This window comes from Nocardioides sp. CCNWLW239, from assembly GCF_037137035.1.
Classification (GTDB): domain Bacteria; phylum Actinomycetota; class Actinomycetes; order Propionibacteriales; family Nocardioidaceae; genus Nocardioides.
Genome location: NZ_JBBBNW010000002.1, coordinates 592,115 through 612,623, shown reverse-complemented (window position 1 = coordinate 612,623; position 20,509 = coordinate 592,115). Strand labels below are relative to the sequence as shown.

Genomic DNA, 20,509 nt, shown 5'->3' with positions numbered 1-20,509 from the left:
CCAAGACCGCGGCTTGCTGTGACCCGTTGGGCCAGCCGTTTCGAGGTATCTGCCCCGGCGGTGCCCCCGGCGTGCGCGCTCCCGACGTCTGTGCAGCGCGACGTACGTCCACGCTCTGCATCCTCGCCACGACTGTCACGTCCTCGAGGGCTTCCGCGGGCGCGGTAAGTTCCGGCCCATGGACCTCAACGCCTACCAGCAGGCGGCACTCCGCACGGCAGCGCCGAAGGACAAGCCCCACGAGGTCTTCCACCTGCTGCTGGGCCTGGTCGGAGAGACCGGTGAGATCGCCGAGAAGGCCAAGAAGATCGTGCGTGACCACGACAGCGACTTCGCCCGGTGGGACGTCGACGATCTGGCCAAGGAGCTCGGCGACACCCTGTGGTACGTCGCAGTCCTCGCCGACCATTTCGGGCTCGAGCTCGACGACGTGGCCGAGCGCAACATCGCGAAGCTCGCTGATCGTCAGCGGCGTGGTGCAATCAGGGGGAGCGGCGACGATCGCTGAGCCATCGAGAAGGAGCACCATGACAGTCGAGCCGACCCCCGCCACCGAGGGCGACGAGTTCTGGCGGGAGCGGCGACTCTGCTTCCTGACGACGAGCCGGCCGGACGGCAGCCCGCACCTCGTCCCGGTGGGGGTGACCTTCGATCCCGAATCCGGGATAGCGCGCGTCATCAGCAGCGCCGGCAGCAAGAAGGTCCGCAACGTACGTGACGCCGGACCTGGCGCGCAGGCGGCGGTCAGCCAGGTCGACGGGCGGCGGTGGTGCACGCTCGAAGGGACCGCGGTCGTCAAGGACGACGCGGAGTCGGTGGCCGAGGCCGAGCGGCGGTACGCCGCGCGCTACAAGCAGCCTCGGCCCAACCCGGAGCGTGTGGTCATCGAGATCACCGTACGTCGAGTGCTCGGCAACACCCGTCCTTCGGGCTGGTGATCCGGTCGAGGTGAGCTCCGTCCCTGGTGCCGAAAACCAGGTATGGCAACCGTTGCGGGCAAGGACGAGTGTGGAAGTATGACCACGAAACCTGCGTACGCCGTCGCCTGGATGAACGGCATGAACATCAACGACGACATCGTCGAGTATCTGCGCCGCGTCGACGCCACCCTCACACCGTTCCACGGTGAGTTCCTCATTCATGCTCCAGAGCTCGTCGTGGCCGAGGGCACGGCGGAGGGCATTCTGGTGGTCCTCCGCTTTCCGTCGACGGAGGCGGCCCAGGGGTGGTACACCTCCCCGGCCTACCAAGAGATCCTTCCGCTCAGGCTGAACAACATCGACCGCGAGCATTCGTTCGCGGTCCTGGCCGAGGGCGTCGCGCCGGGCTACTCCGCGAGCCAGAAGATCGCGGAGTTCATGTCCTAGCCGGATCAGCGGTCGGTGATCACGACTCGGTCGTTGAGGTCCTGGACGTCGCGGCGGTTGCCGGTCGGGAACATCGCGCGGAACTCGGTGATCTGGCGGGGTGAGGCGGTGATGGGGTCGGTGAGCATGACCCACTGGACGCCTTCGGTGTAAGGCGCGGTGGTGAGGGAGCCGTCGTAGCGGTAGGACGTGTGGCGGCGGGGCAGGAGGGCGCCGACGTCGATGTGGCCGACCGGGGCGTCGGCGGCACACTCGGAGACCAGGTGGTCGTAGAGGCGGCCGAGGGTCGGGTTGGGTGCCCCGGGGCGGACCCAGACACCGATGACCAGCGTGTGGCCGGTCGAGTCCTGGTGCACGAAGTGCATCTCGATCGGGTAGTCCCGGGCGGAGAGGAGATGCTCGCTCGGGGTGTGCCAGTGGAACTGCGCCAGGCCGTACGTCACCCCGGCGACCGTGAGCGAGCCGGCGCCGGTCGGGAGCTCGGCGCGTACGGTCTCCTCGTCGCCACGCACCGTGCAGCCGCCGGGTTCGCCGGCGTCCTCACGGACGTACGTCATCGTGACCGTCGTGTCGCGGGGGTAGTGCACGTGCAGGGTGGGCAGGTGTGCCGGCTCGGTGTCGCCGGGGAGGATCCGGATCGGACTCTGGTGCGGAGCCGGCCGGTCGGCCGGGGACGCGGAGGCCACCGTTGACGAGGACAGGGTGGTGAGCGCCGCGACGACGGCTGCTGCCTCGAGCAGGGCACGGCGGTTCAGGCCGAGGTTGGTACGCCTCATGGAGATCTCCCGAGATCTACCGAGTCGAGATGACCCGTGAACCGCCATACGTACCACGTCCGGCGGTGTCCGCTGAGGATGCCGCTCGGCGGGTGTCAGGCCAGGTCGGCAGCGAGCTGCTTGCCCGCGTCGGTGAGCAGCGGGACGGCGCGCTCGATGAGCTCGTCGGTCATCCGCCCGGTGGGCCCGCTGATCGAGATCGCCAGGCGAGGGGCGTAGTCGGGGACGGCGACGGCGACGCAGCGTACGCCTGCCTCCTGCTCGCCCTCGTCGATCGCGTAGCGACGGTCGCGGACCTGCTCGAGCTGGTCCAGATAGTCCTCGCGCGAGGTGATCGTGGTCGAGGTGTAGGGGACCATGTCGGTGCGGCGGAGGATGTCGCGGACGTGCTCGGGAGCCATGTCGGCGAGGATCGCCTTGCCGACGGCGGTGCAGTGCGGGGACACCCGGCGGCCGACCTCGGTGAACATCCGCATCGACTGGCGCGACTCGGTGTGGGCGACGTAGACGATCTGGTCGCCGTCGAGCATCGCCAGGTTGGCCGACTCGCCGACCTCGTCGACGAGCCGGGCGAGGTGGGGCCGGGCCCAGGTGCTGAGCATGCGCGAGGAGCTCTCACCGAGCCGGATCAGCTTGGGGCCGAGGACGTACTGCCGGTTGGTCTCCTGGCGGAGATAGCCGAGGTCGACGAGGGTGCGTACGAGCCGGTGGATGGTCGGCAACGGCAGACCGGAGGCGGCGGCGAGCTGGGAGAGCCCCATGGTCCCACCGGCGTCAGCCATCGTCTCCAACAGCGCGAAGGCCCGCTCGATCGACTGCACGGCCCCGGTGCGTGCCTTCGGCGCCTTCTCGTTCTCGCTCACCTGGACTCCCCTATCTTCCGGGCCCGATCTGGTGGGTATCTCGTAGTACTGACTTCCGGATGACGGAAGTCTAGCGTCGTGTAGAGGAAAACCGACGGTTGCGTCCCCTGGAGAGTGAGATTAATATCCGCAATGCGGAAAGAAGAATCCATTCAAAGGAAATTTGTGGCCCTGAGAGGGTGGAGCTCGTGAACATTCAGATCACCGGTGGCGAGGTCGAGCGAGGAGCCGAGATCCTCACGCCCGAGGCCCTCGACTTCGTGGCCGAGCTGCAGCGACGCTTCGGGGCCCGCCGGGACGAGCTGCTGGCCACCCGTAGAGTCCGCCGCGACGAGGTCGCGCGCACGGGACGGCTCGACTTCCTGCCGGAGACGGCCGACGTACGCGCCGGCGACTGGACCGTGGCACCGGTGCCCGAGGACCTCCTCGACCGCCGTGTCGAGATCACCGGTCCGACGGACCGGAAGATGACCATCAACGCTCTCAACTCCGGAGCGCGGGTCTGGCTGGCCGACATGGAGGACGCCAGCACGCCGCACTGGAGCAACGTCGTCGGCGGCCAGGTGAACCTTCGCGATGCCATCAGGAGGGACATCTCCGCGATGTCTCCGCAGGGCAAGCTCTACGAGCTCAAGCAGGACCAGCGCCTCGCCACGATCGTGATGCGCCCGCGCGGCTGGCACTTCGACGACCAGCACGTGCTGGTCGACGGCAAGCCGGTCGTCGGCGCCCTGGTCGACTTCGGGCTCTACTTCTTCCACAACGCCCGCGAGCTCGTGGAGCGCGGGAGCGGGCCGTACTTCTATCTTCCCAAGCTGGAGAGCCACCTCGAGGCGCGGCTGTGGAACGACGTGTTCACCTTCGCCCAGGCCGAGCTCGGGATCCCGCACGGCACCGTGCGCGCGACGGTGCTCATCGAGACCATCCCGGCCGCGTTCGAGATGGACGAGATCCTCTACGAGCTGCGCGACCACGCCTCCGGGCTCAACGCCGGCCGCTGGGACTACCTGTTCAGCCTGATCAAGTACTTCCGCGACGCCGGACCGTCGTTCGTCCTGCCCGACCGCGCCACGGTCGGGATGACCTCGCCGTTCATGCGTGCGTACGCCCAGCTGCTCGTGAAGACCTGCCACCGCCGCAACGCCCACGCCATCGGCGGCATGGCCGCCTTCATCCCGAGCCGCCGCGACCAGGAGGTCAACGCCACCGCGTTCGCCAAGGTGCGCGACGACAAGGAGCGCGAGGCCGGCGACGGATTCGACGGCTCCTGGGTCGCTCATCCCGACCTGGTCCCGATCTGCCGGCAGGTCTTCGACGGAGTCCTGGGTGACCGGCCGAACCAGGTCGACCGCCAGCGGGACGACGTCTCGGTCGCCGCCGAGGACCTGCTCGACGTCTCCTCCGCGGACGGCGCGATCACTCGTGCCGGGCTGCGCGACAACGTCGAGGTCTCGCTGGTCTATCTCGACGCCTGGCTCCGGGGCTCGGGGGCGGTCGCCATCCACCACCTGATGGAGGACGCCGCCACCGTCGAGATCTCGCGCTCGCAGATCTGGCAGTGGGTGCACAACGAGGCGAAGCTCGACGACGGGACGGTCGTGACCGCAGATCTCGTACGCCGGGTCCTGGACGAGGAGATGGCGAAGCTGCTCGCGGCGGCCGACGGGATCGAGCACCGGCTGGAGCAGGCGCGGGCGATCTTCGAGGAGGTCGCCCTCGCCGACGACTACGTCGACTTCCTGACCCTGCCGGCCTACGACCAGGTGGTGGGCGCATGAGCGAGCGCCAGCGAGCGAATCACAGGAACTTCATGCGACCGCGTCCGTATCCTGGCGCTTGCGCTACGGAGGTGGGCGCATGAGCCACTTCGAGGATCTGGCTGCGCGGCTCGACCGCGAGCTCGCCGACGCCGACGCGGCGCTGGCCGCTGACTATCCGGGGGATCGTGGCGTACGCCAGCCGGTGCACACCGTCTACGTCCCCGGCGACCGGTATGACGAGAAGACGGTGGTGGAGTGGTCGGCCGATTCGGTGACCGCCCTGGATGAGTTCGGCGGATCGGCGGCCGAGGTCGCGGCGGTGTTCGACCTGGATCCCGAGCTGGCCGAGACGATCTACGACCGGGTGCGGGCCAAGCTGTCCGCCGAGCCCATCGAGGACCTGCGGATCGACTTCGAGGACGGCTACGGAGACCGGCCCGACGCGGAGGAGGACGCCGCGGTCGAGGCCGCTGCCCGGGCGCTCGCCGCCACCGTCAGGGACGGCTCGGCGCCGCCGTTCCACGGCATCCGGATCAAGTCGTTCGAGGCGCCGACGCGACGGCGGGGGCTGCGTACGCTCGATCTCTTCCTGGCGTCGGCCGACCAGGGTGTCCTGGGGAGCGGCTTCGTCATCACCTTGCCCAAGGTGACCTCGGTCGAGCAGGTCACCGCGATGGTCACTGCGCTGTCCGTGCTCGAGGACGCCCATGGGATCGAGAGCGGCAGTCTCCGGTTCGAGATCCAGGTCGAGACGCCGCAGGCGATCCTCGGCTCCGACGGCACGGCGCTGGTCGCCCGGATGATCTCCGCCGGGGACGGCCGGGTGACGGGTCTGCACTACGGGACCTACGACTACTCCGCCTCGCTCGGTGTCGCGGCCGCCTATCAGAGCATGGAGCACCCGGTCGCCGACCATGCGAAGGATGTGATGCAGGTGGCTGCGGCCGGCACCGGTGTCTTCGTCTCGGACGGCTCGACCAACGTGCTTCCGGTCGGAGATCCCGAGGCCGTACGTTCGGCCTGGCGGCTTCACTCCCGCCTGGTGACGCGCTCGCTGACCCGCGGGATCTACCAGGGCTGGGACCTGCACCCGGCCCAGCTGCCCAGCCGCTATCTCACGACGTACGCGTTCTTCCGGGACGGGCTCGAGGTCGCCTCGGCCCGCCTGCGGGCGTACGTCCACGGGGGCGACTCGAGCTATCTCGACGAGCCCGCCACGGCTGCTGCGCTGGCCGCGTTCGTGCTGCGTGGCGTGGAGTGCGGAGCGGTTGCGGCCGACGAGATCGAGCGGCTCGCCGGGATCGACCAGGTCAAGCTGGCCGAGCTGGCGCGTCGGCGGATCGGCTGACGCCGGCCGGTTCGCGACACCGGGCACGGCGGCAGGCTGGGTAGCCTGCCGCCATGCGTGTCGAAGCCGAGTTCACGACCGAACCGTTCCGTGGCGAGGGAGAGCCCCCCGAGCATGCGACCGCGGCGCTCGAGGTCGCGCGCGCGGCCGGCTTGGAGTGTGACTTCGGGCCGCTGGGCACATCGGTGCGTGGCGAGCGCGAGGCGGTCCTGGCGACGCTCGCCGAGGTGGTGGCTGCCGGGCTGGACCACGGCGCCGACCAGATCACCTTCCAGGTGCGGGTCGAGGGGCACAGCGCGCCGCGGCGTACGGCCAACGGGTTGGAGGGGCTGCTCGCCGAGGTCACCGACGAGCTCGGCGGTGACCTGTCGACGCTGGACCGGCGCGGGAAACAGCGCGCCGTCCGGCTGCTGGAGGAGCGCGGCGCGTTCGACTACCGCAAGAGCGCCGAGATCGTGGCTTCGGCCCTCGGCGTCACCCGGTTCACCGTCTACAACTACCTGAACCGCGAACGAGACTAGTTCGAAACCTGACTGTCACCTGCGCTCTCACTCTTTGCTCCAAGATTTTCAACAAACTGTTGACGGTGACGTATGACACATGTCACTGTGGTTGCGTGGAAATACTTTTCCGCATAGTGAGAGAGCGAAGGTTATGGATCTCCAAACTTTCAACACCGCTTCCCCGGACGAGGTCCGGCCCGTTCTGCAGGCCTGCTGCGACGCGCCGACCTGGGTCGCCGCGGTCCTGGCCGGTCGCCCCTACGCCGGCGCCGGCGATGTCCTCCGCGCCGCCGACGAGGCCGCCCGCCGGTTCACCGCGGCCGACGTCGACCAGGCGCTGGCCGCCCACCCCCGGATCGGGGAGCGAGCCGAGGGCGACCACGCCGAGGCCGCCTGGTCGCGGCGCGAGCAGGCCGCGGTCGGCACCGGCGAGGACACGGCACGAGCCCTCGCCGAGGGCAACCGGGCGTACGAGGAGCGTTTCGGCCGGGTCTTCCTGATCTGCGCCTCGGGCCTCTCGGCCGACGAGGTGCTCGCCTCCCTCCGCGACCGACTCGGCAACGAGGACGACAAGGAGGCGGCGGTGGTCGCCGACGAGCTGCGCAAGATCGCGCTCCTGCGCCTCGAGCGGGTCCTCGCCGAGGAGGGCTCGCGATGACCGGGCCGACCAGCACCAGCGCCATCACCACCCACGTGCTCGACACCGCGCTCGGCCGTCCGGCCGCCGGTGTCCCGGTCCGGCTCAGCCGGATCGACGCCGACGAGTCGCCCGTCGTGCTCGCCGATGCCGTCACCGACGACGACGGCCGAGTGACCGACCTGGGACCCGATCAGGTCCCGGCCGGCACCTATCAGCTCCGATTCGGCACCGCCGCCTACTACGCGGCGACCGGCCAGGAGTGCTTCTACCCGGAGATCACCGTCACCTTCGCGGTCACCGACCGGCGGCACCACCACGTGCCACTGCTGCTGAGCCCGTTCGCCTACTCCACCTACCGAGGGAGCTGACATGCCCATCCACCTTGGCCCGAACCAGTACGGCAAAGCCGAGAACCGCGTCGTACGCATCTACCGCGACACACCTCGTCACCAGATCCGGGACCTCAACGTCTCCACATCCCTGCGCGGCCACTTCGACGACGCCCACACCAGCGGCGACCAGAAGGACGTGCTGCCGACCGACACCCAGAAGAACACCGTCTTCGCCTACGCGAAGAAGATCGGTGTCGCCTCGATCGAGGAGTTCGCGCTCGCTCTCGCCGACCGCTACCTCGAGGCCTGCCCGGCCGCCGACGGTGCCCGGGTCGAGGTCGACGAGTACGCGTGGGACCGGATCCAGGTCGACGGCGCGGGACACGACCACTCGTTCGTGCGGTCCGGGGGTGGCGTACGGACGACGGTGGTGAACGTCGACGGTCGCGGCAGCGACCGGGTCGCTCATGTGGTGTCCGGCATCAAGGACCTCGTCGTGCTCAAGTCCACCGGCTCGGAGTTCCACGGCTTCCTCAAGGACGAATACACGACCCTCCAGGAGACCACCGACCGGATCCTGGCGACCTCGCTGGTGGCCCGTTGGCGCTACGCAGGCACCGACATCGACTGGGACAAGTCGTACGACTCCATCCGGGCCCTGCTGCTGCAGCGGTTCGCCGAGATCCACAGCCTCGCGCTGCAGCAGACCCTGAACGGGATGGGCACCTCGGTGCTCGAGCAGCACCCCGAGGTCGCCGAGATCAAGTTCTCCGCACCCAACAAGCACCACTTCCTCTCCGACCTCTCGCCGTTCGGCCTGGACAACCCCGGCGAGGTCTTCTACGCCGCGGACCGGCCCTACGGCCTGATCGAAGCCTCGGTCGTACGCGACGAGGCCCCCGATGCCGGCAACGCCTGGCACGCCATCCCCGGATTCTGCTGAGGGCCGGCTCGTGTTAGGTCGCAGAAGGCAGGCCACCGCATCTGCCCCGACCAGACCGGAGGACGAACGGCATCCGCCGGGCCAGCTCCTCGCCTACGGCACGCAGCACATCCTGACGATGTACGGCGGCGTGATCGCGCCGCCGCTCATCGTCGGGGGTGCCGCCGGTCTGTCGGGCACGGACCTGGCGCTGCTGGTGACCGCGGGCCTCTTCGTCTCCGGCTTCGCGACCCTGCTGCAGACGCTGGGTCTCGGGCCGCTGGGAAGCCGGCTGCCGATCGTGCAGGGCATCTCGTTCGCGAGCGTGTCGACGATGGTCACCATCGCCAGCGAGGACGGGCTGCGCCCCGTCTTCGGCGCGATCATCGTCGCGGGCCTGATCGGGCTCGTGCTGTCCTCGTTCTTCGCACAGCTCGTCCGGCTCTTCCCGGCCGTCGTCACCGGCACGATCATCACGGTCATCGGGTTGTCGCTGATGCCGGTGGCGTTCCGGTGGGCGATGGGCAACGACGCCACCGCGCCGGACTACGGCTCGATGACCAACATCGCGTACGCCGGGCTGACGCTGCTCATCATCCTGGTGATCAGCCGGGTGTTCCAGGGTGCGATCTCCCGGCTCTCGATCCTCATCGGGCTCGTCGTCGGGACCGTGATCGCCGCGATCGCCGGGCGGGCCGACTTCTCGTCGGTGGGGGCTGCCGACCTGGTGGCGGTGCCGCCCCTGCTGCACTTCGGGAGCCCGACGTTCGAGGTGGGCGCGATCGTCTCCATGACGATCGTGATGCTGGTGATCATGACCGAGACGACCGCTGACATCCTGGCGATCGGGGAGATCGTGGAGACCGACGTCGACGCTCGCCGCGTCGCTCGCGGACTCCGTGCCGACATGGCCGCCACCACGGTCGCGCCCTTGTTCGGAACCTTCCCGTGCAGCGCGTTCGCGCAGAACGTCGGGCTCGTTGCTCTGACAGGCATAAGAAGTCGGTACGTGGTCGCCACCGGTGGCTTCGTCCTGCTGCTCCTCGGGCTCCTGCCGGTCGTCGGAGCGGTCGTCGCGGCGATCCCGTATCCGGTGCTCGGCGGTGCCGGCATCGTGCTGTTCGGATCCGTCGCGGCCTCCGGGATCCGCACACTGTCCCGGGTCGACTACGAGGACAACCTCAACATGGTGATCGTCTCCGTCGCGATCGCCGTCGGCATCCTGCCCATCGCGGCGCCGACCTTCTGGGACGCCTTCCCGGAGTGGCTCGGGGTCGTCATGCACTCCGGCATCAGCGCCACCGCTCTGGTCGCCGTCGTCCTCAACCTGCTGTTCAACGAGATCACCATCGGCAACCGCCCCGGTGCCTCCGTCTTCGCCGCCTCGGAGGACCGCCGCGACAAGTTCGGCGCCCGGCTCGACGACGACATCGAGCGGTCGTGAGTGACTGAGCAGTGACGTACGGCGCAGCGCCCGTCGGCAACGACCCGGCGGGTGCTGCGCGTCGGTGGCAGCCGGCCGACGTAGCGCTGCGGATACCTCGAGCTATGCCGCCACGCGAAGCTCCACGACCCAGCCGTTGAAGGTCAGCTCGGGGAATGCGTCCTGCTCCGCGCCGTACGACTCGCGCACGTCGAGCAGGCGCTGCGACCCGGGCACGGGGTAGTGACAGGTGTCGTTCGGCTTCAGCTGTGCGAAGTCGCCCCACGCGCGCTTGATCGCGACGACCGTGCCGGTGAGCTCGGAGAGCACGTCCTCGTACTCATGGCGTTCCATCGAGTGGGTGATCGACGAGGCGATCTCGTCTCCGACCGTCGCCTTCAGCCAGTCCATGTCGGGATCGCGTACGTCCCAGGAGACCCGGTCGCCCACGGCGAACGGCTCGCCACAGCATTCGATCTGCCAGTCCGACACCCAGATCATCACCCGCATGTCGGCCAGGATCGCAGATCGCGGCGCCGCCGACCGAACGAGTTTCAGCCGACGAAGTGCGCGTCCGGCGCGCTGACCTGCTCTCCCTCGATCCACACGCTGCGTACGTCGGCGGGGGTGCCGAGGGCGAACATCCGCGCCAGAGCGTCGTCGGCGTCGGCGGCGTGAAAGAGACCGATGTCGAGGGGCGTGTTGTGGGCCGGCTTGATCCACTGGGCGTCGAAGCGGCGGCCGAGGGAGAAGTCGCCGACCGCGGACGCCAGGCCGAGCGCCTCGGCGCCGGCCATCGTGGCGAGGTGGAGGAGCTGGGCGGGCGTCAGTGGGTGGCCGGCGTCGCCGAGCTGCTGCTGGGCGACGTACGCCGCCAGGCCCTCCTTGAGCAGGGAGAACCCGGTGCCGGCGCCGACGTCGGAGCCCATCGCGACACGTACGCCGTGGGCGCGGTGGCGGGCGAGGGGGAAGAGGCCGCTGCCGAGGGCGGCATTGCTGGAGGCGCAGTGGGCGACGGTCGCGCCGCGGGCGGCAAGCAGAGCGAGCTCGGGGTCGGTGGGGTGCACGTTGTGCGCCAGGACGGTGCCGGGGCCGACCAGGCCGTGGCGGTCGTAGGAGGTGACGTAGTCGCAGCCGCACAGCTCCTCGACGGTCTCGATCTCGCGGAGGTTCTCGTTGACGTGCGAGGTGAGCATGGCTCCCGGTATGGCACGCAGGACATCGGCACAGGCCGCGAGCAGCGGCTCGGAGCACGACAGCGAGAACCGCGGGGTGACGGCGTAGCGGGCGCGCCCGACACCGTGCCAGCGGGCGGCGAGCGCGAGCGACTCCTCACGAGCCCGGTCGGGGTCGGTGAACAGGTCCTCGCGGATGAGCCGGTCGCTGACCACGAGACCGCTGGTGATCCGCAGCCCGACCCGCGCGGCCTCGGCGAAGACCGTGTCGACCGCCGGGGCGAAGTGGCTGCCGAAGACCAGGGCGGTCGTGGTGCCGGCGCCGACCAGGCCGCGTACGAAATCGGTGGCCACGCCCGCGGCGTAGGCGGTGTCGGCCAGGCGAGCCTCCTCGGGGAGGGCGCACTGGTCGAGCCAGTCGAGCAGCGGCAGGCCGAGGCCGCCGATCACGCGTACCTGGGGGAAGTGCACGTGAGTGTCCACGAAGCCGGGCAGCACGAAGCCGCCGGAGAGGTCGACGACCGCCTCCTGGGGGTGCTGCCCGTGCAGGTCGGCGAACGACCCGCGGGCGCGGATCACGCCGTCGCGTACGAGAAGGGCACCGTCCTGTTCCGTGCGGAGCCGGCCGCCGGTGAAGGGGTCGTCGGGGGTGTCGAGGAAGGTCCCTCGGAAGAGCGTCATCGTGGTTCTTTCTTGGTGGTCGAGCTGGTGGTGACCGCGGTCGTCGAGGTCCCTGTGAAGAGCTGCAGCAGACGCGCGGCGACGCTGACGGCGATCGTGGCGGGCTCCTTGCCACCGAGATCAGGGAGCCCGATCGGGGTCGTGATGCGGGCGATCGCCTCGGGCGCATGGCCCTCGTCGGCGAGCTTGGCCCGGAACCGGCTCCACTTGGCGCTCGAGCCGATCAGTCCGATCGAGGCCAGGTGGGAAGCACGGAGTGAGGCGTCGCAGAGCGCGGCGTCCTCAGCATGGTCGTGGGTCATGATCAGGACATGGGTGCCTTCGGGCAGCCCGCCCATGACGAGCTCGGGCAGCACCGGCACCTGATGGACGTGGATCCCGGCGACGGCGTCGTCGAGCCCGCGCAGGTGCGCGGCGGAGAGCTGGGCGGCGCGGGAGTCGACGAGGTGCAGCTCGAGGTCGTGGCGGGCCAGGATGCGCGCCAGCTCGACCCCGACGTGCCCCATCCCGAAGATGGCCACGGACGGCACCACGGGCAGCGGCTCGAGCAGCAGCTCGACCTCGCCGCCGCAGCACTGGACGCCGTGCTGGTAGGGCGCCTTGTCGGACAGTGACACCTTCAGAGTCTCCGGCACCGAGACGTCGTCGGCGAGCATCGCCCGGGCGCGCTCGATCGCGACCGCCTCGAGGTTGCCACCGCCGACGGTGGCCCAGGTGCGGTCTGCCGAGACGACCATCTTGGCGCCGGCCTCGCGGGGCGAATGGCCGCGCACGGACGTCAGGGTCACGAGTACGCCGGGGACCCGCTGCTCGCGCAGCCGCTGGACCGCCTTCAGCCACTCCATGTCATCACCTCTCTCCGGCCAGGACCGGCTCGGCGCCGGTGTCGCGCGGCTCCGGCACCTGGGGCGTACGCGCCTTGTCGAGGGCCCAGTACACAGCCTCCGGGGTGGCCGGGCAGCCGAGGTCGACGCTGGTCCCGCCGGGACCGAATGCCGCGGCCGCCTCACGCAGCGCCTCACGTACGGAGAAGGCGAGCATCAGCGGGGGCTCGCCGACGGCCTTGGAGCCGTAGACGGCGCCCTCTTCGTGAGCCTTCTCGAGCAGCTTCACCCGGAAGTCGTCGGGCATCTCGGAGAAGCTCGGCAGCTTGTAGGTGCTCGCCGCCTGCGTCGCCAGCCGGCCGCGGTTGGGGCCGTCGGAGGTGTCCCAGCGGAGGTCCTCCAGGGTCAGCCAGCCGGCTCCCTGCACGAAGCCGCCCTCGATCTGACCGATGTCGATCAGCGGGCTCAGGCTGTCGCCGACGTCGTGGACGATGTCGACGCGGCGCACCGTGTAGGCACCGGTGAAGCCGTCGACCTCGACCTCGGAGGCGGCGACACCGTTGGCGAAGTACTTGAACGGTTCGCCCTGCATCGTGTTGGCGTCCCAGTGGAGACCCTCGGTGCGGTAGAAACCGGCCGCCCACAGCTGCACCCGCTGGTGGTACGCCGCGTTGACCAGCTCGTCCCACCCGATCTCCCCGGAGGCGGGGGACAGGCCGCGGACGACGCCGTCGTCGAAACGTACGTCGTTCGGGCTGATCCCGAGACGGCCGCCGGCGACCTGGGCGAGCCGCTCGCGGATCTGCTCGCAGGCGTTCTTGATCGCGGCGCCGTTGAGGTCGGCACCGGAGCTCGCCGCGGTGGCGGAGGTGTTGGGCACCTTGTCGGTGCGCGTCGGCGCCAGCCGGACCCGGGACAGCGGCAGGCCGAGCGCGGTGGCCGCGACCTGGAGCATCTTGGTGTGCAGGCCCTGGCCCATCTCGGTGCCACCGTGGTTGATCAGCACCGAGCCGTCCTTGTAGACGTGCACCAGGGCGCCGGCCTGGTTGAAGGCGGTGAGGTTGAACGAGATGCCGAACTTCACCGGCGTCATCGCCAGGCCCCGCTTGGTGTGCGGGTGGCGGCGGTTGAACTCAGCGATCTCGGCCCGCCTCTGGGCGATCTCGCCCGACTCGGCGACCTGGTCCCAGCAGGCCGCGAGCCGGTCGGCCTGACGTACGGGCTGGCCGTAGGGCGTCGTCTGGTCCTGCTGGTAGAAGTTCCGGCGCCGCAGCTCGAGCGGGTCGATGCCCAGCAGCGGCGCGCACCGGCCGAGCAGGTCCTCCATGACGAGCATGCCCTGGGGGCCGCCGAAGCCGCGGAAGGCGGTCTGCGAGGTCTTGTTGGTGCGCGCGACCCGGCCGTCTACCCGGATGTTGGGCACCCAGTAGGCGTTGTCGATGTGGCACAGCGCGCGGGCCAGCACCGGCTCGGAGAGGTCGAGGCTCCAGCCGCCGTCGGCGGTGAGCGTGGCCTCGAGCGCGACGATGTGTCCGTCGTCGTCGAACCCGGCGCGCCAGGTGCTGTGGAAGCCGTGACGCTTGCCGGACAGGGTGATGTCCTGGGTGCGGTTGAGCCGCAGTCGCACCGGCCGCCCGGTCAGTCGAGCGCCGAGCGCGGCGATGGCGGCGTAGCCGTGCGGCTGCATCTCCTTGCCGCCGAACGCGCCACCCATCCGCAGGCACTGCACGGTGATCTCGTGGCTCGGCACACCGAGCACGTGAGCGACGATCTCCTGGGTCTCGGAGGGGTGCTGGGTGCTGCTGTGCACCAGCACCTGGCCGCCCTCGTCGACCAGCGCCAGCGAGACGTGGGTCTCCAGGTAGAAGTGCTCCTGACCAGCGAACTCGAACTCGCCCTCGAAGACGTGGGCGGCGCTCGCGAAGGCAGTGGCGACGTCGCCGCGTGCGAGGTTGCGCGGGGTGCCTTGGAAGCTCTCGGCCGCGATCGCCTCCTGCACGGTGACCAGCGAGGGCAGCGGCTCGTAGTCGACCTCGACCGCGGCCGCGCCCAGCCGGGCGGACTCCAGGGTCTCGCCGAGCACCCAGCACACCGCGTGGCCGTGGAACATCACCTCGGTCGGGAAGAGCGGCTCGTCGTGCTTGACGCCGGCGTCGTTGACCCCGGGTACGTCCTCGGTGGTCAGGACGCGTACGACCCCCGGCACGTCGTAGGCGGGGGCGGTGCGCAGGGCCGTCACGAGGGCATGGGTGTGCGGCGCCTGGACCGGCCAGGCATGCAGTGCGCCCGTGAGCCGTCCGACGAGGTCATCGGTGTAGAGCGCCTCGCCGGTGACGTGCAGCGCGGCGCTCTCGTGCGGGAGCGGGATCCCGACCACGGGGTTGTCTGGGCGTTCGGACAGGTGGCTCATGCGGGCACCTCCTCGGCGGATGCTGACCGAGTTACCTCGGTCTGGGTGCAGTGCCTTCGCGGAACTCCACGAAGGCAGTGGCCGCTCACCGAGTTACCTCGGTGAACATTCAGCGGGCCGCTCATGCGGGCACCTCCTCGCGGTGGGTGTGGGCGTGGAACAGGCGCAGCAGGGACTGGCCCAGCATCGCCGAGCGATAGGACGCGCTGGCGCGGTGGTCGTCCATCGGTGTGCCCTCGGTGGCGAGGACGGCTGCGGCGCGGCGTACGGAATCTTCGGTCCAGGGCCGGCCGACCAGGGCGTCTTCGGTGGCGACGGCCCGGATCGGGGTGGCCGCGACGCCGCCGAGGCCGATCCGGGCGCGGACCACGGTGCCGTCGGCGATCTCGAGCGCGTAGCCGACGGCCACGCTGGAGATGTCGTCGAAGCGGCGCTTGGCGATCTTGTGGAAGCCCACGAGCGGCGCCAGCGGCAACGGCAGACGTACGCTGCGGATCAGCTCGTCGGCAGCGCGGACCGTCTCCCGGTAGCCGGTGAAGTAGTCGGCCAGCGGGACGACCCGCTCGCCGCGCGGCGAGGCCAGCACGATCTCGGCGTCGAGCGCGAGCAACGCCGGCGGGGCATCGCCGATGGGAGAGGCGGTGCCGATGTTGCCGCCGAGGGTCGCGCTGTTGCGGATCAGGCGCGAGGCGAACTGCGGGAACAGCTCGGCCAGGAGCGGGACCCGGCCGTTGAGCTTGCGCTCGATCTCGGTCAGGGTGAGGGCCGCGCCGATCTCCACGTGGCCGGTCCGGAAGGAGAGCTCGCGCAGCTCGGGGAGCCGGTCGATCGCCACCACCAGGTCCGCGCGACGGCCGCGGATGTTGACCTCGACGCCCCAGTCGGTCGAGCCGGCGACTACCTGGGCCTCCGGCCGTTCGGTGATCAGGTCGAGCGCCTCGGTGAGCGTCTCCGGGCGTACGAACTCGGCGCCGTCGACCGCGATCCGGGTCGGGCGCGGCTCGGGCGGTGGCTGCTGTTGGCGCGCGGCGAAGGCGTCGTCGGCCTCGGGGCTGCCGAGAGCGTAGGCGGCGTCGCGGATCGGGCGGTAGCCGGTGCAGCGGCACAGGTTGCCGCTCAGCGCGTGCAGGTCGACGCCGTTCGGGCCGTGCTCGTGGTCGCAGGAGGATCCGTCGGCGGACGGCTCCCGGCTCGGGCGGTAGTACTCCGCGGCCAGGCTGCAGACGAAGCCGGGCGTGCAGTAGCCGCACTGCGACCCGCCGCGTACGGCGAGCTCCTGCTGGACCGGGTGCAGGTCGTCGCTGGAGCCGAGCCCCTCGCTGGTGACGACCTCTTGGCCGTCGAGCGCTGCGATCGGGACGAGGCAGGCGTTGACCGAGGTCCACTCGGTCGGTGAGGTGGTGCCCGGCCGGGCGACCATCACCGAGCACGCGCCGCACTCGCCCTCCGCGCAGCCCTCCTTGGCGCCGGTCAGGCCGCGGTTGCGCAGCCAGTCGAGGGCGGTGGTGTGGGTGGCGACCCCGGTCAGGGGCACCTGGTCGCCGTTGACGGTGACAGAGGGAGCAGATGGAGCAGAGGGGACAGCGGTATCGGTCATGGCTGGCTCCGGATCGGGTTGCGGGTGCGGGCGCTGTGGATCGGGTTGGCGTCGCGCAGGAAGTCGTCGAAGCGGTGGCCGGCGATCTTGGCGATCTCGACCAGCGCGGCGGCGTGCTCCTGCCGCTCACAGTTGCCGAGCCGGGCCCGGCCTTCGGCGAGGATGCGGTCGAGCGAGTCGGAGTCGCGTACGGAGATGACCAGCGGGAAGCCGAACCGCTCGTGATAGGCGTCGGTGAGCGAGGTCAGTGCCTCCTGGTCCGGCTCCGCCAGGTGGGTCAGCCCCTTCGAGGACTGGTCGCGCAGCGACTCCTCGCCGACGCTCCCGTCCGAGACCAGTCGCGAACCGAGCTCGGGGTAGGCCTCGATCAGCTCGCGCTGCTCCTCGACGGAGCCGCTGAACAGGGCGTCCTGGAAGGCGCGGCGCAGCGCGTGGGTGTCGGCGAACGGCCGCTGCTCCCAAGCCCGCTCGACCATCCAGCGCGGCCCCTGGAAGAGCCCGTCGAACGTCTCCACGAACTCGGTGCGACCCATCTGGTTGACCTGGTCGAGCCGGACCCCGTCACCGGGCTGGCCGGCGACGGCCGGGCCGTAGTCGGGGCCGACGTGGTGGAACAGGATGTTGAGCAGGATCGCGGTCAGGCTGCCGAGGGTGATGCCGCTGCCGAAGATGATCTCGGCCCACCCCGGGACGGCCTGGGAGACCTCGGGCTGCGCGGTGACGTACATGGCCAGACCGACGCTGGTCGCCACGATCACCACGTTGCGGTGGTCGTGGAAGTCGACCTTGCTGAGCGTCTGGAAGCCGACGACGGCGACCGTCGCGAACATGGCCAGGGCGGCACCGCCGAGGACCGGGTGCGGGATGCCGGCGACGATCGCGCCGACCTTGGGGAGCAGCCCGATGCACACCATGATCAGTCCGGCGGCGGCGACGACCCAGCGGCTCTTGACCCGGGTGAGCCGGACGAGGCCGACGTTCTCGGCGAAGCAGGTGTAGGGGAAGGAGTTGAAGACACCGCCGATGGTGGTGGCCAGCCCGTCGGCACGCAGGGCGCGGGCGATGTCGGTGCGGCCGATCCGCTTCTCGACGATCTCGCCAGTGGCGAAGACGTCGCCGGTGGTCTCGACGGCGGTGATCAGCATGACCACGATCATCGACACGATCGCGGCCGCTGAGAACTGTGGCCAACCGAAGTGGAACGGGGTGGTGACGCCGACCCAGTCGGAGCCGGCGACCGCGTCGAAGTGGGCATCCCCCAGAGCCCACGCGACCAGGGTGCCGACGACCAGGCCGATCAGCACGGCGACGGTGGCCATGAAGCCCTTGAAGACCCGCTGGATGACCACGATCAGGGCCAGGGTGCCCAGGGCGTACGCCAGGTTGCGGCCGCTCGTGGGGTCCGAGGTCGGTCCGGCGCCACCGGTCGCGTCCGCGGCCGCGACGGGCAGCAGCGCGATCCCGATGATGGTGATCACCGAGCCGGTCACGACCGGCGGGAAGAACCGGATCAGCCGGCTGAAGTAGGGGGCGATGAAGAAGGTCGCCAGGCCGGCGACGATCACGGCGCCGTAGATGACGAGCAGCCCGTCGGTGCCACCACCGGCCGCCATCCCGATCGCGATCATCGGGGAGACGGCGGTGAAGGTGACACCCTGCAGCAGCGGGAGACGTACGCCGACCTTCCAGAAGCCGACCGACTGGATGATCGAGGCGATGCCGCAGGTGAAGAGGTCGGCGTTGATCAGGTGGATCAGCTCCTGCTGATTCAGCCCGATCGCGTTGGCGAGCAGGATCGGCACGATCACCGCACCGGCGTAGAACGCGAGTACGTGCTGGAGACCGTAGACGGCGAGCTTGCCGGCCGGCAGCACCTCGTCCACGGGGTGGGTGGGGCGGCCACCCTCCTTCTTCTGGGGCCGTATCGACCTCAGGACTGCTCTCGCGTTCATCCTCACACCTTTCTCGGGGGCGCCCTGATGGGCAGGTGAGCTGTGACTTACCCCACAGCCTGCTCGCTCGGGCCCCTGCGCGGCACCCGCCGATCATCCGAAGATGGAGCCGTCGCGGATCCGGGCTCTGTGTGATCCTCCAGGATGGCCCGCGGGGCGTTTCGAGCGCGTTTCTCTGGCGTGAAACATCGGGCCGGATCGCGTGTAACACGCTGTTCGTAGCACTATCCGGTCGTTTATTGAGGGCGAGTAGTACTACGAACGACGTGTTACACGAGCTGCGGCGGTCGGTGGCTCACAACGAGCGAAGTGCGAGGAAGACGTCGACGCGGTCCTCCATCGTGGTCAGGTCGCGGCCGGTGAGCTCCTCGACCCGGGAGATCCGGTAGCGCACGCTGTTGACGTGGAGGTGGAGAGACTCTGCGGTACGCGTCCAGGAGCCGGCGTACGTCAGGAACCGGTCGAGCGTCAGCACGAGGTCGCTGCCGGTGCGCTGGTCGTGCTCGAGGACGGGGCCGAGGACGCGCTGGGCGTAGGTGCGGCGGATGTCGTCGGGGACGGTGGCGAGCAGGAGTACGTGGGAGGTGACCTCCTCCGAGCTGGACAGCGCGACCGCGCCGCCGCCGGAGCGGGCGACCCGGTGCGCGAACCGAGCCTCCTCGAGCGCACCGGCGAGGGCGTCGAGGCCGCTCTCCCCGCTCAGTCCGACCGACAGCGAACCGCGGACGAGCGCCGGAGCCAACCGGGTGAGCGAGCGGCGCAGCTGGTCGGTGAGGTCCGGGCGGGAGGGGAGGAAGGCGACCGCGCAGCCGTCGCGCGCGCCGGCGACGACGGACGGCCCCAGGCCGAGGGCCACGTCCTCGAGCACCGCGGCCACCGCGTCGGGCGGGCCGCCGGGCCCGAGCTCGGCCATGGCGAGGACGAGCGGCTGATCGGGGTCGAGCCCGGACTGGCGCAGCCCGGCCGCGATCTCGGCAGGTGAGGCGCCGGCCTCCAGATGGGCGAGGGTCGCGGCAGCGAGCGGCCGCCGGACGCGGAACCCTTCGTCGCGGCGCGAGCGGTCCAGGGCTGTGATGGCCCCGAACTCGTGGACCATGTCGAGGTCCTCCCGCGGCCACGTGGTGTGGTCGCCCTCGACCACCACGGTCCAGCCTGTGAGCCGGTCGGCGAGGCCGGAGCCGACCGGGAACAGGGAGAAGCGACGGTCGCCGACCTCGGCCACGGCGGGAAGCAGGCCGGCGGTCAGGAAGCGGTGGGTCAGGGCATCGACCGTCTCGGGATCGAGCTCTCCGGGACCGGGTACGACGTGCCGGCCGCTGGCCGTCACCACGCGGCATGCGTGGCCGATCTCGGAGGCCACTCGGGCGGCCAGCTCGTCGAGGCTGCGGCCCGAGGCGATGGCGGAGAGGAGCTGGCGCTGGCGGGCCAGGCTGGCCGACATCCGGGCGCTCTCACCGGCGGCACCGGCGGCCGCGACGTACTCGGTGACGTCGGCGAACGCCACGTCGCCGGGGACCTCGACCAGAGCGACCTGATGGCGGTCGCAGGCCTCGACGAGGTCGTCGGGCACCGCGCCGAGCAGGGCCGCACCGGCCAGCAGGCAGGTCGCGCCGCCGGACGCGATCGAGGACACGAAGGTCTCGCTGTCCTCGGGTCCGCGGCGCCAGACGAGGCCGGTGAGCACGAGCTCGCCGCCGTTCAGGTAGCGGCCGGGTTCGAGCAGGTCGATCGTGATCGTGCGGCCGACGGGACGCTCCAGCGATCCCTCAGGGGCATGCAGGAGCCGCAGGCCCAGGCTGGGCGTCTCCAACAGCTCGGCAAGTAGCACGGATGCCTCCACGGTCTGTCGGTCCGAAGCCGCGTCTTGGAGGAACGTACAACGCCTGCGTACGTGCGCGGGAGGCCCGTTGTCGTTTCTTCATCAGTTTGCGGCGTC

Annotated in this window: 19 protein-coding genes; 10 read left to right on the top strand and 9 right to left on the bottom strand. The window is 70.2% G+C overall.

Annotated features, from left to right (window positions below; all coding sequences use genetic code 11):
* Positions 1-178: 178 nt before the first annotated feature.
* From WBG06_RS08870 to WBG06_RS08860, 3 genes are all read left to right on the top strand, one after another.
* On the top strand, positions 179-508 hold the full coding sequence (locus WBG06_RS08870; protein ID WP_336736225.1) for a nucleoside triphosphate pyrophosphohydrolase family protein: 330 nt from the start codon (positions 179-181) through the stop codon (positions 506-508).
* A gap of 19 nt (positions 509-527) precedes the next feature.
* A complete protein-coding gene (locus WBG06_RS08865) occupies positions 528-938 on the top strand; it encodes a pyridoxamine 5'-phosphate oxidase family protein (RefSeq protein ID WP_336736224.1) in 411 nt (136 codons plus the stop codon).
* Positions 939-1,016: 78 nt separating this feature from the next.
* Entirely contained in the window at positions 1,017-1,367 is a 351-nt protein-coding gene (locus WBG06_RS08860) for a DUF1330 domain-containing protein (RefSeq protein WP_336736223.1), read from the top strand.
* Between the two features lie 5 nt (positions 1,368-1,372).
* On the opposite strand, the gene WBG06_RS08855 is transcribed toward WBG06_RS08860, so the two are convergent.
* Both WBG06_RS08855 and WBG06_RS08850 read right to left on the bottom strand, forming a co-directional pair.
* The gene (locus tag WBG06_RS08855; protein WP_336736222.1) at positions 1,373-2,143 is read right to left on the bottom strand and encodes a carbonic anhydrase family protein; all 771 of its coding nucleotides are present in this window, start codon (positions 2,141-2,143) and stop codon (positions 1,373-1,375) included.
* 95 nt (positions 2,144-2,238) lie between these two features.
* On the bottom strand, positions 2,239-3,006 hold the full coding sequence (locus WBG06_RS08850; protein ID WP_336736221.1) for an IclR family transcriptional regulator: 768 nt from the start codon (positions 3,004-3,006) through the stop codon (positions 2,239-2,241).
* Positions 3,007-3,194: 188 nt separating this feature from the next.
* On the opposite strand from WBG06_RS08850, the gene aceB reads away from it, so the two are divergent.
* From aceB to WBG06_RS08815, 7 genes are all read left to right on the top strand, one after another.
* Entirely contained in the window at positions 3,195-4,784 is a 1,590-nt protein-coding gene (gene aceB, locus WBG06_RS08845; protein ID WP_336736220.1) for a malate synthase A, read from the top strand.
* 79 nt (positions 4,785-4,863) lie between these two features.
* Positions 4,864-6,114 carry a DUF6986 family protein gene (locus WBG06_RS08840; protein WP_336736219.1) on the top strand — a complete coding sequence of 417 codons (1,251 nt, stop codon included), beginning with the start codon at positions 4,864-4,866 and terminating at the stop codon, positions 6,112-6,114.
* 53 nt (positions 6,115-6,167) lie between these two features.
* The gene (locus tag WBG06_RS08835) at positions 6,168-6,635 is read left to right on the top strand and encodes a helix-turn-helix domain-containing protein (RefSeq protein ID WP_336736218.1); all 468 of its coding nucleotides are present in this window, start codon (positions 6,168-6,170) and stop codon (positions 6,633-6,635) included.
* Between the two features lie 133 nt (positions 6,636-6,768).
* A complete protein-coding gene (gene uraD, locus WBG06_RS08830; protein WP_336736217.1) occupies positions 6,769-7,275 on the top strand; it encodes a 2-oxo-4-hydroxy-4-carboxy-5-ureidoimidazoline decarboxylase in 507 nt (168 codons plus the stop codon).
* Positions 7,272-7,625, top strand: a complete 354-nt coding sequence (gene uraH / locus WBG06_RS08825; protein WP_336736216.1) for a hydroxyisourate hydrolase — start codon at positions 7,272-7,274, stop codon at positions 7,623-7,625. The genes uraD (WBG06_RS08830) and uraH overlap by 4 nt, the downstream gene beginning before the upstream one ends.
* A gap of 1 nt (position 7,626) precedes the next feature.
* Positions 7,627-8,532 (top strand): factor-independent urate hydroxylase, encoded by a 906-nt coding sequence (gene pucL / locus WBG06_RS08820; RefSeq protein ID WP_336736215.1) that lies wholly within the window; start codon positions 7,627-7,629, stop codon positions 8,530-8,532.
* A gap of 10 nt (positions 8,533-8,542) precedes the next feature.
* Positions 8,543-9,955: a nucleobase:cation symporter-2 family protein gene (locus WBG06_RS08815; protein ID WP_336736214.1), complete on the top strand. Its 1,413-nt coding sequence runs from the start codon at positions 8,543-8,545 to the stop codon at positions 9,953-9,955.
* 102 nt (positions 9,956-10,057) lie between these two features.
* Here WBG06_RS08815 and WBG06_RS08810 read toward each other — a convergent pair whose 3' ends face one another.
* From WBG06_RS08810 to WBG06_RS08780, 7 genes are all read right to left on the bottom strand, one after another.
* Positions 10,058-10,444: a DUF6578 domain-containing protein gene (locus tag WBG06_RS08810; RefSeq protein WP_336736213.1), complete on the bottom strand. Its 387-nt coding sequence runs from the start codon at positions 10,442-10,444 to the stop codon at positions 10,058-10,060.
* A 44-nt stretch (positions 10,445-10,488) separates the two neighbouring features.
* Entirely contained in the window at positions 10,489-11,790 is a 1,302-nt protein-coding gene (locus tag WBG06_RS08805; protein WP_336736212.1) for a guanine deaminase, read from the bottom strand.
* The gene (gene xdhC / locus WBG06_RS08800; protein WP_336736211.1) at positions 11,787-12,635 is read right to left on the bottom strand and encodes a xanthine dehydrogenase accessory protein XdhC; all 849 of its coding nucleotides are present in this window, start codon (positions 12,633-12,635) and stop codon (positions 11,787-11,789) included. Before xdhC ends, WBG06_RS08805 begins: the two co-directional genes overlap by 4 nt.
* Positions 12,636-12,639: 4 nt before the next feature.
* Positions 12,640-15,024: a xanthine dehydrogenase molybdopterin binding subunit gene (gene xdhB, locus WBG06_RS08795; protein WP_336736210.1), complete on the bottom strand. Its 2,385-nt coding sequence runs from the start codon at positions 15,022-15,024 to the stop codon at positions 12,640-12,642.
* 121 nt (positions 15,025-15,145) lie between these two features.
* A complete protein-coding gene (locus WBG06_RS08790; RefSeq protein ID WP_336736209.1) occupies positions 15,146-16,621 on the bottom strand; it encodes a xanthine dehydrogenase small subunit in 1,476 nt (491 codons plus the stop codon).
* The gene (gene uraD / locus WBG06_RS08785) at positions 16,618-18,573 is read right to left on the bottom strand and encodes a 2-oxo-4-hydroxy-4-carboxy-5-ureidoimidazoline decarboxylase (protein ID WP_336736208.1); all 1,956 of its coding nucleotides are present in this window, start codon (positions 18,571-18,573) and stop codon (positions 16,618-16,620) included. Before uraD (WBG06_RS08785) ends, WBG06_RS08790 begins: the two co-directional genes overlap by 4 nt.
* A 295-nt stretch (positions 18,574-18,868) precedes the next feature.
* Positions 18,869-20,401 carry a PucR family transcriptional regulator gene (locus tag WBG06_RS08780; RefSeq protein ID WP_336736207.1) on the bottom strand — a complete coding sequence of 511 codons (1,533 nt, stop codon included), beginning with the start codon at positions 20,399-20,401 and terminating at the stop codon, positions 18,869-18,871.
* Between the last annotated feature and the right edge of the window lie 108 nt (positions 20,402-20,509).

Coding starts and splice junctions, on each gene's coding strand:
- WBG06_RS08870 (WP_336736225.1), top strand. CDS start 179: ATGGACCTCAACGCCTACCAGCAGGCGGCACTCCGCACGGCAGCGCCG.
- WBG06_RS08865 (WP_336736224.1), top strand. CDS start 528: ATGACAGTCGAGCCGACCCCCGCCACCGAGGGCGACGAGTTCTGGCGG.
- WBG06_RS08860 (WP_336736223.1), top strand. CDS start 1,017: ATGACCACGAAACCTGCGTACGCCGTCGCCTGGATGAACGGCATGAAC.
- WBG06_RS08855 (WP_336736222.1), bottom strand. CDS start 2,143: ATGAGGCGTACCAACCTCGGCCTGAACCGCCGTGCCCTGCTCGAGGCA.
- WBG06_RS08840 (WP_336736219.1), top strand. CDS start 4,864: ATGAGCCACTTCGAGGATCTGGCTGCGCGGCTCGACCGCGAGCTCGCC.
- WBG06_RS08835 (WP_336736218.1), top strand. CDS start 6,168: ATGCGTGTCGAAGCCGAGTTCACGACCGAACCGTTCCGTGGCGAGGGA.
- uraD (WP_336736217.1), top strand. CDS start 6,769: ATGGATCTCCAAACTTTCAACACCGCTTCCCCGGACGAGGTCCGGCCC.
- uraH (WP_336736216.1), top strand. CDS start 7,272: ATGACCGGGCCGACCAGCACCAGCGCCATCACCACCCACGTGCTCGAC.
- pucL (WP_336736215.1), top strand. CDS start 7,627: ATGCCCATCCACCTTGGCCCGAACCAGTACGGCAAAGCCGAGAACCGC.
- WBG06_RS08810 (WP_336736213.1), bottom strand. CDS start 10,444: ATGCGGGTGATGATCTGGGTGTCGGACTGGCAGATCGAATGCTGTGGC.
- WBG06_RS08805 (WP_336736212.1), bottom strand. CDS start 11,790: ATGACGCTCTTCCGAGGGACCTTCCTCGACACCCCCGACGACCCCTTC.
- xdhC (WP_336736211.1), bottom strand. CDS start 12,635: ATGGAGTGGCTGAAGGCGGTCCAGCGGCTGCGCGAGCAGCGGGTCCCC.
- xdhB (WP_336736210.1), bottom strand. CDS start 15,024: ATGAGCCACCTGTCCGAACGCCCAGACAACCCCGTGGTCGGGATCCCG.
- WBG06_RS08790 (WP_336736209.1), bottom strand. CDS start 16,621: ATGACCGATACCGCTGTCCCCTCTGCTCCATCTGCTCCCTCTGTCACC.
- uraD (WP_336736208.1), bottom strand. CDS start 18,573: ATGAACGCGAGAGCAGTCCTGAGGTCGATACGGCCCCAGAAGAAGGAG.